Genomic DNA, 15,242 nt, shown 5'->3' on the forward strand with positions numbered 1-15,242 from the left:
GTTGATTCTTTTAAATCTTCAATTCTTTTTTTAAAATTATTAGATTCACCATTTCCTTTTGGACAATGCCTTCAACCTTTTTTTCTCAATTGCTTTTTTCTTGTCGGACTGGTATTGCCTGTTCTGGCGATTGGTTGTGGTTTCATTGTTTCTCATCACAGTCACCAAATCAATTGCATTGCCGCTGCATGCCATGATGACTCTAATTTCCTTATAATCCTTGTTTTCAGGTGCATTATATACAACGGCATACTTGTTTCCTTCAATACGCTCATAGCTGATTGGCTCTTCCATCATTATGCAGTCAACGACATATTCTCGGCTCAATCCGTTTTCTGATAATCTGTTGAGGAAATGTCTGTTTTCAAAGCACCACTGTATGCTTGTGGTTTCTCCCATCAAAAATTTGTCAAATACATTCATCACAATTAAATATGTAAAGTTTATTATATAGATTTTTACAAATGTATTATTATGTCACAACAAAATCAGTGGGATTCCTCTGTTGCATTTATTTTTGCTATGATTGGAGCGGCTGTCGGATTGGGGAATATCTGGCGGTTTAGTTATGTGCTCTATTCGAATGGTGGAGGTTCATTTTTCATCCCTTACCTTATTGCAATTGCTATAATGGGAATTCCATTTTTAATATTGGAGTATGGTGTGGGATTCACATTCAAGGAATCCTTTTCGAGTATTATGAGAAAAATCAATCCAAAGTTCGAGATTATTGCTTGGATTCTGGTTATATTTGTATTTATAGTCACGATTTATTACATGGTTATTTTGAGTTGGGATTTGGTATATCTGGGATCAAGTTTCACATTCAGCTGGGGAACTGATGCTGCAAATTACTTTGTAAGTACTGTCGGCGGAAGTTCCAACCTCAGCAATGCCAGTTTCCTCCTGATACCTACAACAGTAGGAGTTCTTATATTATGGGTCATCCTATGGTTCATCGCACATAGGAACGTTGACAAGGGTATAGGTAAGGTTTCCAAAATCCTCATTCCTGCATTGTTTGTCATAATGGGATTCATCATCATCTATGCATTGACCCTGCCTGGTGCAGAAATCGGTATCAATACCCTGCTGACACCGGATTGGACAAAGCTCACTGATGTCAACATATGGCTTGCGGCATTTGCACAGATAATCTTCTCCCTGAGTATGGGACAGGCCATTGCGGTTACATATGCAAGCTACCTGCCTGAAAACTCAAAGCTTATCAACAACGTGTTCATTGTGGTTGCATCAAACTCCCTGTTTGAGATATGTACCGCTTTCGGAGTATTTTCAATCCTGGGATATATGTCATTCACCAACGGAACACCGATGGTTCAGCTGATTACCGAAGGAACAGGACTGATATTCATCGTTTTCCCAATGATTTTCAACATCATGGGATCAATTGGAAGAATTATCGCTCCATTGCTTTTCTTGGCGATACTCTTTGCAGGAATCACATCTGCACTCGGTTTCTTTGAGCCGATGCTCAATACCACTTCAGACAAACTTGGATGGTCAAGAAAGAAAACCGCTACAATCTTGTGCATTATCGGCTGTATATTTTCACTGATTCTAACATCAGGAATCAGCAGCTATCTTGTCGGAATAATCGATTCATTTGTAAACGAATTCGGTATACTGATACTGATAGGAATTCAATGTATCATATTCGCATGGTTCTATGGAATTGATAAGTTCCTGCCTGCCCTCAACGGATTGTCTATCATTAATGTTGGCAGGATCTGGACATTTGTAATAAAATATCTGCTTCCATGTGTTTTGATACTGATGTGGGTGATTGGTATAATCCAACTGTTCTCAACCGCAAAGCAGTTCGAGTTAATTATTGATGTGATAATTATTGTATTGGTAATGGTATTCGCATTGGTTTTAACCAAAATCAAACCGGCAAATGAGTAATCATTTGCCCAAATTTCTTTTTTTTGTTTTTTTAAGCATTAATCTTCTTTTTTTGATTTGTTAGTAATTCTGATATGCATCGAATCCTGCATATAGGTGGTAAAGGGTTTGCACTGCGCTGCCGATGAAGTTGTTCATGAAAAACCATATGAATATGTGAAGGACTATTGCCCCCGCAAACAATCCGAGTGCCTTTTGCTTGTCATCTTTGAGGTATTGGCCCAGGCCGGGTATAATAAATGAAAAAATTCCATACTTTAATGAATTCGTATCCATGTATATCTCCTCCTTTTTAGATCTTATTTTCAACATTGACTAAATTTAATTTATAGTTGATTATTTTAATAGTTTTAGGTTTGCAATAATAAATTATCAAAGGCATATCCAAATATTTGTCATGTTTACTTTTGGGCCGCATAAGGATTTGAAAATCGTTCCATGAATGGGGCGGCAATGGAGATTTCAGGATCATCTTTGGTGGGGAAGTTCAGAATAAAAATAAGCAAAACAGGTTTAAGCCTAAAGATTGGATAATCTTTAGGAACTTAAACTAAGAATTTTTTTAGTGTAACACGGGAGAGTGTTACAGTTAATATTATATTTTCTTGTCTTATTTATATATGCCCATTTTTTTTTGGATGATGGCATTTAAATTTGACAAATTTCGATTTTTTTAAATACTTGTGATGCAAAAGTATTATTAGTGATAAAATGAACGTTAACAGGAAACATATAATCATTCTATTGATTCTGATTGGTGCAGTGATTCTTATATGTGCTGCATCTGCAAAGGATGTAAGCGCTGCCAAGACATCAAAGGTAACAGTCAAGATTCATAATTTCAAGCCGGGAGTTCTTTGGGCTCCAAAAGCCAAGATTCTTAAGAACGGGGATGCGATAGCAGGATATGTGGAATACAATGGAAACATGCAGTTTGGAAAGGGAACCGGCGTTACAGCATGGTATGTTGGAAACGGAAACAATGGGGACATCGAACCGCACCATATAAAGCTGGTCAAGGTGAAATTCTTCTTCAAAAACAAGAAGGGCCATGTCAAAACCAAGACAGTCAAAGGCAACAGCGCACACATCTCCACCAAGCTGATAAAGGGTTACAACCCTTACAAGGCTACCGTATGGTATACTTCCATATAGATTTCCAATAATTTACTTTTAATTTTTTTTCTTTGGCCATTTAATTGGCCTCTTTTTAATGTTTTTTTGGATTGTGGATTAAGTGTAAAAAACGATTTTTTCTTAAAAAAATTCCATTGTCTTATCAATATTGTTTTTAACTTATTAAATTTACTTTAATTTGTAAAATGTACTTAATACTATTTTTATTTTAGAAAAGAAAAGTTTATATAAGATTTTAACCAATAATAACATGTTTAATTAAGTTAAGGATGTGATAATCGTGACTAAGACAATTGTAGATATGTCGCTTCCGAAAAAACATGACACCGAAGATAAGATTTTCAACCATTGTGCTGTTGAAATAGAGGAATTCGTTGAATTCATAACAAAATTTAAGGATATTGAAGGACCATTCCACAAAAGGTTTCTCTCAGACGATTATGGAGATTTGAATCTTGATCATGTTTTTTTAAGGAAAAACGGTGATTTGGTTCACATGGAACATCATTCAATAATGAGTAAGGAGTGGATGAGAAGGGATTTTCAATACTTGACTACTCTTCATAGGGCTTCTGGCAGGTTCATTCATCCATTCATCTTCAATACAGGTATAATACCTAAATCAACAATAGAATTCGCAAGCCCTAATTCATTCTACAATCCATTGTTCCTCAATACCAAAGAAATCGAAGGTTCGGTAAGGTTAAATAATATCAACTACAAAATAGATAACAGTCAGCAAATCAACGTATTTGATGTTTGTGATTTGATTTGGATGCCTAAATATCGATGGGATAGAGAAATTGAAAGCATTGTTATGGAATTGGTGGATATATACAATAATATAATTGTTGAGGAACATTTGCGCGAAGTTTTGAGGAAATCTCTGGTATTATGGGCTGGAAAATATGTTTTGGAAAAAAATAATATTGAAAAAGTTATAAGGGGTTTAAATATGTCTGCTCAGGAAGTAATTGATTTGAAAAAGGATATTGTCAGTGCGCGTATTGATGGGATGTTGTGTCGTGCTGAGAAGAAAGGCATGGAAGCTGGTATGGAGGCTGGTATGGAGGCTGGTAGAGATGCAGGTAAGCTTGAAACTGCCAGGAACATGCTTGATAAAGGGTTTGAAATTGAGGATATCATTGATGTTACAGGTTTGTCTGAAAAGGATATTTTTAAAAGCGATTAATAATTTTTTTTGATTAAAAAACTAGGAAAATGGTGGTGCCGGCAAAAGCCAGCACCGGATAATATAGGGAGTATAAGGTTATTTTCTTTTGATTACTGCAGCTGATCCGAGGACTGCACCGACTGTGAGCAATGCTAAGATTGGGTTTCCTGTAGATAACATTGTATGAGGAGCGTTATCGGTTGCGTTTCCTGTTGAATTTCCAGTTTCATTCAATGTTGCATTTTCAGGAATTGTTTCGGATAATGGGTAGCTGCCGGTTGCATTTTCAATTGTTTGATTTGTATAAGTTTCATTGTCTCCTGCTTCTTCGTCAGGGTCTCCGGCTGCATGGTCCATGTGAGTCCCGTCTGTTGCCATGTTGTCAGGGTTTCCATCACTACCTGAGTTGGTGTCATATTCTGTTCCTGCATCGTTGCCGAGATCTTGATCATCAGCGCCGTATTGACTTCCGGACACACCGTTTGCATCTTCATAATTGCATCCAGCATAACCAACATCGTTTCCATAATCTCCGGCGCTGACTCCAGCTGCGGATCCAATTACACAAAATATTGCTATTAATATTAAGAATTTTTTAACGAAATCCATTTTTTCACCTCGGGATTTGATGTGCCCGGTTGGGGGAAATGAGTTCACTTTGTACAACTAATTATATGAACTGAGCCATATATAAAGATTTTCGACTGCAAGTACTTGCTTGCATCTTAAAATTCTTAAAAAAGGAATATTTGTGGATATTTTAGAAAAATAATTGATTTAAGGGTAATGATTTAATTTAAATTCACAATATGGATTATTTTTCGGAATTTTCAATGTCGGATAAATGAATTGCTTTACTTGTCTTAAATACTTACGATGTAAAAGTAATAGTTGAGAAAAGATAATGGAGGAATGATATGGCATTAATACCTACTGTAATAGAGAGCACAAATCGTGGAGAAATTGCATACGACATCTATTCAAGGCTTCTGAGGGAAAGAATCATCTTCCTTGGTGGGGAGGTAAATGAGACTACTGCAAGCCTTGTAGTGGCCCAACTTCTTTTCCTTGAGTCTGAGGATTCAAACAAGGATATCAATCTCTATATCAACAGTCCAGGAGGCACAGTATCTGCAGGAATGGCAATCTATGACACCATGAACTATATCAAATGTGATGTGTCAACAATATGTGTCGGCATGGCTGCATCAATGGGAGCATTCCTTCTTTCAGGAGGCGCTAAAGGAAAGAGATATGCGCTTCCAAACTCTGAAATCATGATTCATCAGCCCCTTGGAGGAACTCAGGGGCAGGCTAGCGACATGGAAATTGATGTCAGGCACATGCTTCGAATAAAGGAGAATCTCATCACAATCATGGCGGACAATTCATGCAGGGATTATGATGAGGTTTATGCAGACTGTGAGCGCAACAACTGGATGACAGCAAAACAGGCTATGGAATATGGGCTGATAGACAAGGTTATTGAAAACAGGTAATATAGGGAGGTAAAATATGAAATATCGTTATAACGGAAGGTTTGATCTTCACAAACCAAAGGAAATAAAGGCTTTTCTGGATGATTATGTCATAGGACAGGAAAGTGCAAAAAAGGCGCTTTCCGTTGCGGTATATAATCACTATAAGAGATTGAATATGAATGAAGATTCTGATGTTGAGCTTCAAAAGAGCAATATTCTTCTTATTGGCCCTACAGGTTCCGGAAAGACATACCTGGCACAGACACTTGCAAAGATGCTTGACGTGCCGTTTGCAATAGCCGATGCAACCACCCTCACTGAAGCAGGGTATGTCGGCGAGGATGTGGAAAACATCCTTCTCAAGCTCATCCAATCCGCAAACTATGACATCGAAAGGGCAGAGCGCGGAATAATCTATCTGGATGAGATAGACAAGATTTCAAAAAAAGCTGAGAACGTGTCAGTCACCCGTGACGTTTCAGGTGAGGGCGTTCAGCAGGCACTTTTAAAAATCATTGAGGGAACCATGGCAAGCGTTCCGCCTCAAGGGGGTAGAAAGCATCCGACACAGGAAGTCATACGCATCGACACCACAAACATTCTATTCATTTGTGGAGGAGCATTTGACGGGCTTGACAATGTCATCGAAAGCCGTATAGGAAGCAAATCCATAGGATTCAATGCCGACATCAGCGGTGATGAAGGATTCGTCAATTCAGAAATGCTTTCAGAAATCCAGCCTCAGGACCTTGTCAAGTTCGGCATTATACCTGAACTGGTTGGCCGTGTTCCCATTGTCGTAACCCTTGATGCCCTTGACGAGGATGCACTTGTAAGCATTTTGACAGAACCAAAATCAGCTATTGCAAAACAGTACAGTAAACTCCTTGAATATGATGGTGTTGAACTCGAGTTTGAGGCAGACGCCCTTAGAGAGGTTGCCCGCAAGGCAATGGAAAGGGGAACAGGTGCAAGAGGGCTCAGAGCCATTCTTGAAAACGTGATGATGGATGTAATGTATGAGGTTCCGTCCGATGAAAGCATATCTAGGGTCATCATCACAAGGAAAACAATAACCGATGGGGAAGATCCGATTATTGTTCGTGAGAATAATCGGTGGGTAAATAAGGTTTATCAGTTGGTGTGATCGGAGGATGCAATTATTTGAGTATAATCTAACTTTATTAATTTGGCATGGAATTGAAAACGGATGTTAGCTGATTAATCTTCCCCATTACTTCTTTTCATAGTATTTCAAACTTTAATCGGTTAAATATCCTTTTTTTCATGATTTTAAGATGTAAGCAAGCACTTGCATTCGAAAAACTTTATATATGTCTGAATTTAAAGTATTAGATAGAGTTCGAATTATTTGACTCAAAAATTAACCTGTGGTGGTGAGAAAAACACCATTAGAATAAAAGCATGAACTTTTCATGCTTTTATCATTCTCCCTTTTTGTTAGGAAAATGCTTTTTTTGCGTAAAAAATTAAATAATCATGATGCAATACCATTGGCTGTACACTGTAAGAAATATGCAGATCAGACGAGATGAGGTGTCAGTAGAGAATACGACAGGGACAAGCATCTGGCTCTGGCGGAATTATGGATGTTGTCTATGGGATTTATTATGCTTTCAATTTTTCTAAAATGCTTTTTTAGTCTTTTTAAGATGCAAGTAAGTGCTTGCATTCGAAAAACTTTATATAGGGGCGTGTTTAATGTATTAAATGGAGTTAAAACTCTTTGACTCAAATATTTATCTTATAGTAAACACCAAAATATGCAAAAAGCATGGTTTTGCCATGCTTTTATTTCCTCCCTTTTTTTTTAAAATAAATTTAATTAATATAATATGCATAGTTAATATCACTGAGGTGTTGGCTATGGGTTTTAGAGACAGGTTTAAAAATGCATTCGGAGTAGGAAAGAGCAAAAATTCAACCGATAAGGTTCATGAGGAAAAAATAACTCCCGTTAAAACTAGATTATCATCAGATGATGTCCTTTTTGTGTGCAGTTCAAACACTGTCGTCAGTCCCATTGCTGAAGCTATTTTCAACGAATTTTCAGATGATAAAAAAGCATTTTCAGCGGGATTGAATGCCCAAGCCGGTGCAAAAGTCGCACAAAAAGCAATAGATGTCTGTAAAAGTCGTGGAATTGACCTGTCAGGTCATTTAACAGCAAGCATCAATGACTTTTTACTTGACGATGTTGGACTGGTGCTCACATCCACTATCCAAGTCAGGGATGCATTGAGGATGATATGGCCAAATCTGGAAATCTATACAATCTTGGAATATGCTGGAGTGCATTCCAATCTGGATATTTCTGACCCATTTGGAGGGAATTTGAGCAGTTATGATTTGTGCTTCATGCAAATCAATGAAGCTATTTTGAAAATAATCGGAATTCCTGACGAAATCATTGACAGGCCCAACAAAGTTGGAAATTTCAAGTATCTCGATGATCTGATTCACAGCGGAGTAAAAGAGATCGTTCTGGATTCGGATATAGTCTTGGATGATGGGGAGGAATCTGAATATGGAAGGGACGGCATCACGATTGATGTTGACGGCATTGTTATCGACGGCAGGAATCACACCATTGATGCAAGGGAAAAAGTGCCGATATTTTACGCCAGAGCTGCGGATGTAACAATCAAGAATGTCAATTTCATAAATGGCTTCACGGAGGATTATGGCGGAGCAATATATAATTCAGGCAAGCTGACGGTCATTGAATCCCACTTTAAAAATAATCTGTCAGGTTTTGAGGACAATTTTGGCTGCGGTGGGGCAATATATAATTCGGGCAATCTGGCCGTCATCGAATCCCACTTTATAAACAATAAATCCTATTCCGAGTACGGTGCAGGTGGCGGTGGAGCAATATATGCCAAGGCATCCTCTGTGACTAATATTTTGAAATCCACATTTGAAAATAACTCATCTCAATGTGATGGTGGAGCAATAATCAGTGATGGTGAGCTGACAATACGCAAATCCAGATTTGCGAATAATTCATCCGATTATGGGGGAGGGGTGATGGTGGCTAGCGGAATTCTAAATATGAATGGCTGTGAGATTTCACACAACAGCTCTCCTGAAGAAATCGTTATGCTGAGCGGATATTCACAAATATACAATACCCTTTTTAAATGCAATAATGCCCAAACAATTCTGAACAATTGCCGCAGCAGATCCACTTTCGGCATTTTCTACAGCAAATTCATTGAAAATGAGGTTGAATGTGGTGTAGTTTTCAATCGTGGAAGATATGGTATAATTGATTCGACAAGTTTTAAAGATAATCTGTCCTGTGAAAATTCAAGAAATATCTGCAACCGAAGCGATTTGACCTTAAACGCCATCAGCATCGCCGAAGAAAAGTCAATATCGAACGAGGGATATATCCTTATAAAAAGCTCGCCGAAGAACTTTGAAGACATCATTGAAGGCGAAGGGGAATTTGCCGTTTACGAAAGCATGATTCCGACAGAAGAGCAGTTTGACTTCGGGCATTTGGACAGGCTGATTCATGAAGGCACATCCAGAGAAGTTGTCCTGGACCATGACATAACCTTCGGCAATTATGAAAGGGATTTCTATGAAGGCGGCATTGAACTGGACATTGACGGGCTGGTCATTGACGGTGACGGCAAAACGATTGATGCGGGAGGAAAGTCACGTATCTTCCTTATAGCCGCAAGGGACATAACCCTTAAAAACATCGTATTTGCAAACGGATATTTCCATGAAAATATCGAGCATCAATTGAGATACGGCGGCGGAGCCTTGAAAATCGACTGCAATTCCACTTTAAAGATTGAAAACTGCATATTCATAGGCAATGCTTCTGAAGATAGATGCGGAGCGATAGACAGTACAGGGGACGTGGCAGTAATCAAATCGGAGTTTATCGACAACACTGCCAAAGGCCGTGCCGGAGCAATCTATAACGGCGGAAGTATGGAAGTAGCAGATTCCTATTTCAATGATAACACAGCGGACAATCGTGGAGGCGTGTTATATAATGATGGGGAAATAAGATTTGACCGCTCCACTTTTGACAGAAACAAATCAAAGGTGAACGGAGGAGTAATATATAACAAGGGCCAGTTAATCCTCACCAAATCCGAACTGATCAATAACAATGCGCATAAGAAAGGCGGCGGAGTATACAACAAGTGCGAAGCGGAAATGTCAGGCATGATTTTTAAGGAAAATGCCTCAGGATATGACGGTGCAGGTTTATACAATACCAAACAGCTTGAAATCTCTGATTCTACTTTTAAAGCCAATGATTCAGGATATGATGGCGGAGGGCTCTTCAATTCAGGAGAGCTTAAGGCATCCGGATTGCTTTTTGAAGGCAATGTCTGCAATAATGACGGAGGGGCATTCTTCAATTCCGGAAAACTGGAGATAAAAGATGCCGAATTCATCAAAAACGCATCGCAAATCGGCGGAGGCGCAATCTCCAACGCCGATGAACTGATTATTGCCGATTCAAATTTTGTCTGCAACGCTTCAAAAAGGGTTGGAGGCGCAATATCCAGTCACGGCAATGATTTAAAAATCATTAACACCTGTTTTGCCGAAAACAATGCGGAAAAACTTGGAGGCGCAATATTTAACATCATGGGGCAGTTGGACATGGCAAATTCGAAATTCACTAAAAACCGTGCAGATATGGAAGGAGGTGCCATATACAATGAAGAGGCTCCATTGAACATAAAAGAAACTGCCCTTTTCAGAAATTCATCAGATGAATCCGGCGGAGCCATATTCAACAGGGACGGTGAAGCTGTAATCTATGATTTAAAAATGGAGCATAATTCTGCCAGGGTTGACGGCGGGGCCATAGTCAACACTGGGAAAATGAAAATATTCGAATCATACATTGATTATAATGAAACAATGGGCATTGGAGGGGCCATAGTCAACACGGAAGATATGGTGATTTCGGACTCTTCAATATCCTACAATTGCGCAGTTCATATGGCAGGAGCAATAGACAACTATGAAGGCGATCTGACAATATCCAAATCTCGTTTCAAATGCAATGAAGTGAAATGGGGAGATAAGGAGAGTGTGAGCGAATCCATTTTTGATGGCGGAGACTGGAGCTGCAGCGCAATAATATACAATGACGCAGGCAATTTGGTCGCATCGGATTCCACATTTGCCGACAATTTGCTGAGGGGCGGGGAGAGCAAGGTAATATTTTCAAACAGTCCCGACTGCGAAGTAGTTGACTGTAATTTTGAAAACAATCGCATCGAGGATATTGAATACGAGGATGTCGCTCCTGAAATCGAATTTGAAGAGGAAACTGAAATTGAGGAAGATGATGTTGAAACTGATGACTTTGAAGAGGAAATGGGGATTGTCCAAGTTGATTTCGATGATGAAATCGATGACGGTTCAACCACCAGCTTCAGATACCTTGACAGACTGATTCACGCAGGCGATAAGACTATCGTTCTTGAATCAGACATTATTTTAAGCAGCTCTGATGAGTCAAGATACTTAAACGGCATAAAACTAGATGTTGATGGTCTGGTTATTGATGGCGACGGACATGCTATTGATGCATGTGGAAAATCACGAATATTTCATTGCACAGCCAAGGACATCACCATTAAAAATGTATTCCTTAAAAATGGATTTGCACAGGATGGCGGAGCGATATATAATGAGGGGGAACTGACAATATCATCAGCTACTCTCAATGAGAATTCTGCCCAGGCATTTGGGGGAGCAATATGCAATGATGGCGGGCAACTGATGATTTTAGAATCAAGACTTGAAGGCAATTCTGCTAAAAACGGTGGTGCAATCAGAAACCTTCAGGGCACCTTAAGCATATCCAAACGCTGCAAGCTGGCGGGCAACACTGCAAGTTCCAGTGGTGGAGCCATAGCAAACAGCGACATATCAAATATTGAGGAAAGTACAATTGAGCATAACACTTCCGATTCCGGAGGAGGAATAAGCAATGGAGGTAATATGACAATTAAGGATACTACCCTCAACCACAACAGGGCAGATTCCCTCTACGGCGGAGCAATTGACAATGGGGAAGAATTGACCTTAATCAATTGTGAAGTGAAAGACAACTTTGCAGAACGTGATGGTGGGGCAATACACAATAACTGTGCAGATTTATCTTTGATAGGATCTTCATTTTCAGGAAACCGTGCAGGGGAAAAAGGCGATGCTATCTTCAACTATCGAGAAAACAGTTTCAAGGCGGAAAATTGCGAGTTGCTCTTTTGGGATGTCGAGAAATATAATGAATATGACGGCGGAGACTAACAAGAATTGAACTGTTTATTCCATCCCTTTTTTAATTATAGTACTTTCTAAAAAAAGTTAAAAAAGGCAGCTGTGTTGCGCTGCATAATATTTTGTTTCATCCGAGGCAGGTTATCTCATCAAATGTATCAGGGTTTGAAACGGTAACTACGCAGATGTATCCTCCGGTTTCGAATGCAAAGTTATATAATCCTTCATCTTCGCTGTAGTATCCGTCATATCCCATCATATTTTCATAACTGCCTCCTTCCGCAGAAAGCACGCTTTGTGCATCAACGTTATAGGGAACGGTCATGGTTCCAATGTAGATTATATCGCCATTGTCATTGACCCATCCCTTTGCAAAAATGGCACTTGCATACTTATAGTCCACATCAATTGATGATGGATCTATCATGTAGTCTCCGGGAATTATGAAATTGGTCGAACCAACCTCCACGTTCTGGGGCTCCGCTTCAGGGGCGGTGCCGGTCAGGGTCAGTGCAGACACGACTATCAAAACGGCAACCACCAAAATAACGGCTATGAGTGCCTTCTTGTTTTTCTCAATGAAGCTTTCGGTTTTGGTGTCGTTTGCAGTGGTGCCGCATTCGCTGCAGTAATCCTCTCCAGGATTTAACTTCCTTCCACACTCAGGACAGAAACTGGCTGTCTCTCCTGTAGGCTTTCCGCATTCAGTGCAGAATTTCATGTCTTCCTTGAGTTCAGCACCGCAGCTTTTGCATGTAATTGTGTCACGGTCTACCTTGAAGCCGCAATCCTGACAGAAATCGATATTTGGGCCGATTTTGGCACCGCAATTCTTGCAGTATTTCTCCATGTTTTTACCTCTTGATAGTATATATGTTGTTATTGGTTTATATTATTTGGAAAACAATATTATAATATGAATGGAAAATATTTGATTTTAATGGCAATGGTATTTCTACTCGCACTGACTGCGGTAAGCGCCCAGGACAACAATACGATTGTCAATGATGGTGACTGCTTAAATGCAGTTGATGCGGATGAAAACACAATATCTGCAACTGAAGATGATAAACTGGAGACTAGCTATTTCTATGATTCAGACACAGGGGAGGAATATGTGGACGATACGGTCGTAACTCACAATGTTGTCAAATATTATGGAGATAAAGCCACAAAATTCAAGGTAAAGGTTTATGATAATGATTATTATCCTGAAAGTGGAGTTTATGTATCTTTTGGGAAAATAGGTCATCTGAAAGAAAAGACAACAAATCATAACGGGATGGTATATTTCCCAATCAACTACAAGGTTGGAAAATACAAAGTGGAAACATTTATTGAGTCCGACGACGGGCAAAGCTTCTGGTGGGCATATAATACAGTCAAGATAAAGTCAACAATACCGACAAAAGTGCTGACAAAATATATCACACAGAAAAACAAGAAATTCAAAATCAAGTTCCTTGACACCAAGGGCAAGCCCCTAAAAAACAAGGTCGTTAAAATAAAAGTCAAGGGCAAGACCTATAAGAAACGGACAAACTCAAAAGGAATTGCCAAAATCAAGATCAATTCTTTCAAATTGGGAAAACACAAGATAACCGCTTACAATCCTGTTTCTAAGGAAAAACGAAAAATAATAGTGAAAATCGCTAAAAAGATTCATGCAAAAACCGTATCATTCAAGCTTAGGGTTGACCACTGGAAATACTCCGGAAAAAGACTCAAAACAGGAGACCTTCTTCTGGCAGTTGCAAACAGCTACGACCGCCAGCATTATAAAGGAATATCCATCGGCACAATGATTGATGCAGGCCAGGAAGGTCAGCACTCCACAAGGTTGATTCAGGCAAAGGTATGGTTTAAGAACGAATACACCGGAAAAGTCATAACCAAAGTCAAAGGGGCAGCCATAAAGGGTATAACATCAAGCATATGAACTGGATTGAGGATTACATTCCGTATAAGGCAAAAGTCTGGTATACATATAGGTGAATGTGATGACGAATAAGAATGGCTGATATTCATAGTATTGGCCATTGTTATTGTCCTCTTGCCATAGGATGGGCACAATGATGCAGCTCCCGCAAAATGGGATGTGAATTTTCTGCATCGTGAAAAAATAGAAATGCTCAGGGAGCGAAATCCCTGAATCATGCAACGATAATGTTTTCAATTCCGTAAAGGTCATCAGTCTTGATTACAATCCAGTCTCCGTCATGGACATAGCTGTATACATAGTCACGTCCGTCAAGTGAAACATAGCCGTCCATTCCCTTGAGTTGGGAGTCATGGCCTCCACCATAATATGATTTCATGTAATCCGGCAATTTGCCGCTGTCGGGGGATGTCACGGTGATTGTAACATGCTGGAAATACTTGCTGAATGTTTTGCTGTCAACATGACATGGCATTGAGTTAATGTCGGTTTTCTGGCTGGTGATGTCCTGGCTGTGGTCCTGCTCGTATCCGTCGGGGATGTTGAACTTATAGTCTCCGACAATGGTTTCTGCCGCCGAAACACTGCCTATGAACATCGCCAAAATAACCAGTGCAAAAATCATCTTCCGTTTCATCAAATTCCTCCTTAAATAGGTTTATATAAAAATGATCTTCATTCGATTTTGATTCCGTTGTAGATTATGTCCAGAAATTCGGTGGAATAGTCGATTCCGTCCAGTTCAATGTTTTCACTGTATATTTTCCAAAGGACAAGTGACTGGAAGGTTATGCTATAACATAGTGTTCCCAGTACCCTAGGGTTCACTTTCCTGATTCTGCCTTCCTCGATTTGAAGGGTGAAGAACTCCTCAAACTTGTCAAGTATTGTATTGGTAATCTGAGCAATCAGAAGCTTCTTGTCTGAAACTGCCTGTATGTCCGCAAGAGCCACCTTGATGATGCTGAAATCCTCTTCCGGAAGGTTGATGAGCTCGGTGAAATTGCTTCTCAGATACTCGTCGGTTTCCTCGTCCTCCCTAAAGTCGAAGATGTTCTCTAACTTGTCAATGAGAATCTGGAAATGGTATGATTTTGTGATTTCAACCAGGTTTTGCTTGTTTGTGAACTTTCTAAAGACTGTAACTTCGTTGACGCCGGCTTCTGCGGCGATTCTTTTTGTTGTTGCCTTTGATACGCCCTCTTTTTGGATGATGTCAAATGTTGCCCTTACGATTTTTTCCTCGGTTTTGTCAAGTTCAATCTTCATGATAATCTATATCGAT

Annotated in this window: 13 protein-coding genes and 1 pseudogene; 7 read left to right on the top strand and 7 right to left on the bottom strand. The window is 39.5% G+C overall.

Features of this window, described 5'->3' with window-relative positions; translation table 11 throughout:
• Positions 1-45 precede the first annotated feature (45 nt).
• Entirely contained in the window at positions 46-423 is a 378-nt protein-coding gene (locus tag ACJMML_RS03600; RefSeq protein ID WP_405306011.1) for a hypothetical protein, read from the bottom strand.
• 51 nt (positions 424-474) lie between these two features.
• On the opposite strand from ACJMML_RS03600, the gene ACJMML_RS03605 reads away from it, so the two are divergent.
• Positions 475-1,929, top strand: a complete 1,455-nt coding sequence (locus ACJMML_RS03605; RefSeq protein ID WP_405306012.1) for a sodium-dependent transporter — start codon at positions 475-477, stop codon at positions 1,927-1,929.
• A gap of 60 nt (positions 1,930-1,989) precedes the next feature.
• Here the strand turns inward: ACJMML_RS03605 and ACJMML_RS03610 are convergent, their stop codons facing one another.
• Positions 1,990-2,205 carry a hypothetical protein gene (locus ACJMML_RS03610; protein ID WP_405306013.1) on the bottom strand — a complete coding sequence of 72 codons (216 nt, stop codon included), beginning with the start codon at positions 2,203-2,205 and terminating at the stop codon, positions 1,990-1,992.
• 435 nt (positions 2,206-2,640) lie between these two features.
• Here ACJMML_RS03610 and ACJMML_RS03615 point away from each other — a divergent pair, with 435 nt between their 5' ends.
• Positions 2,641-3,084 (top strand): hypothetical protein, encoded by a 444-nt coding sequence (locus ACJMML_RS03615; RefSeq protein WP_405306014.1) that lies wholly within the window; start codon positions 2,641-2,643, stop codon positions 3,082-3,084.
• Positions 3,085-3,346: 262 nt separating this feature from the next.
• Positions 3,347-4,258: a hypothetical protein gene (locus tag ACJMML_RS03620; RefSeq protein ID WP_405306015.1), complete on the top strand. Its 912-nt coding sequence runs from the start codon at positions 3,347-3,349 to the stop codon at positions 4,256-4,258.
• Positions 4,259-4,336: 78 nt separating this feature from the next.
• Here ACJMML_RS03620 and ACJMML_RS03625 read toward each other — a convergent pair whose 3' ends face one another.
• Complete coding sequence (locus ACJMML_RS03625; RefSeq protein ID WP_405306016.1) at positions 4,337-4,849, bottom strand: hypothetical protein; 513 nt, start codon at positions 4,847-4,849, stop codon at positions 4,337-4,339.
• A 308-nt stretch (positions 4,850-5,157) separates the two neighbouring features.
• On the opposite strand from ACJMML_RS03625, the gene clpP reads away from it, so the two are divergent.
• The 3 genes and pseudogenes from clpP (at position 5,158) to ACJMML_RS03640 (ending at position 12,048) form a co-directional block, all read left to right on the top strand.
• Positions 5,158-5,739: an ATP-dependent Clp endopeptidase proteolytic subunit ClpP gene (gene clpP, locus ACJMML_RS03630; protein WP_405306017.1), complete on the top strand. Its 582-nt coding sequence runs from the start codon at positions 5,158-5,160 to the stop codon at positions 5,737-5,739.
• Positions 5,740-5,782: 43 nt separating this feature from the next.
• Positions 5,783-6,868: pseudogene (clpX, locus tag ACJMML_RS03635) on the top strand (ATP-dependent Clp protease ATP-binding subunit ClpX); the annotation flags it as partial.
• Between the two features lie 740 nt (positions 6,869-7,608).
• Positions 7,609-12,048, top strand: a complete 4,440-nt coding sequence (locus tag ACJMML_RS03640) for a hypothetical protein (protein WP_405306018.1) — start codon at positions 7,609-7,611, stop codon at positions 12,046-12,048.
• Positions 12,049-12,145: 97 nt separating this feature from the next.
• On the opposite strand, the gene ACJMML_RS03645 is transcribed toward ACJMML_RS03640, so the two are convergent.
• Positions 12,146-12,868 (bottom strand): zinc ribbon domain-containing protein, encoded by a 723-nt coding sequence (locus ACJMML_RS03645; protein ID WP_405306019.1) that lies wholly within the window; start codon positions 12,866-12,868, stop codon positions 12,146-12,148.
• 66 nt (positions 12,869-12,934) lie between these two features.
• On the opposite strand from ACJMML_RS03645, the gene ACJMML_RS03650 reads away from it, so the two are divergent.
• Entirely contained in the window at positions 12,935-13,957 is a 1,023-nt protein-coding gene (locus ACJMML_RS03650) for a hypothetical protein (protein ID WP_405306020.1), read from the top strand.
• Here ACJMML_RS03650 and ACJMML_RS03655 read toward each other — a convergent pair.
• Genes ACJMML_RS03655 through ACJMML_RS03665 form a run of 3 tightly spaced genes read right to left on the bottom strand, consistent with a single transcriptional unit; the run spans position 13,946 to position 15,226 of the window.
• Complete coding sequence (locus tag ACJMML_RS03655; protein ID WP_405306021.1) at positions 13,946-14,131, bottom strand: hypothetical protein; 186 nt, start codon at positions 14,129-14,131, stop codon at positions 13,946-13,948. The genes ACJMML_RS03650 and ACJMML_RS03655 overlap by 12 nt on opposite strands.
• Before the next feature lie 40 nt (positions 14,132-14,171).
• The gene (locus tag ACJMML_RS03660; RefSeq protein WP_405306022.1) at positions 14,172-14,594 is read right to left on the bottom strand and encodes a hypothetical protein; all 423 of its coding nucleotides are present in this window, start codon (positions 14,592-14,594) and stop codon (positions 14,172-14,174) included.
• 38 nt (positions 14,595-14,632) lie between these two features.
• Positions 14,633-15,226, bottom strand: a complete 594-nt coding sequence (locus ACJMML_RS03665; RefSeq protein ID WP_405306023.1) for a TetR/AcrR family transcriptional regulator — start codon at positions 15,224-15,226, stop codon at positions 14,633-14,635.
• Positions 15,227-15,242 lie beyond the last annotated feature (16 nt).

Origin of the sequence: Methanobrevibacter sp. (assembly GCF_045130115.1) — an archaeon.
Lineage (GTDB): Archaea > Methanobacteriota > Methanobacteria > Methanobacteriales > Methanobacteriaceae > Methanocatella.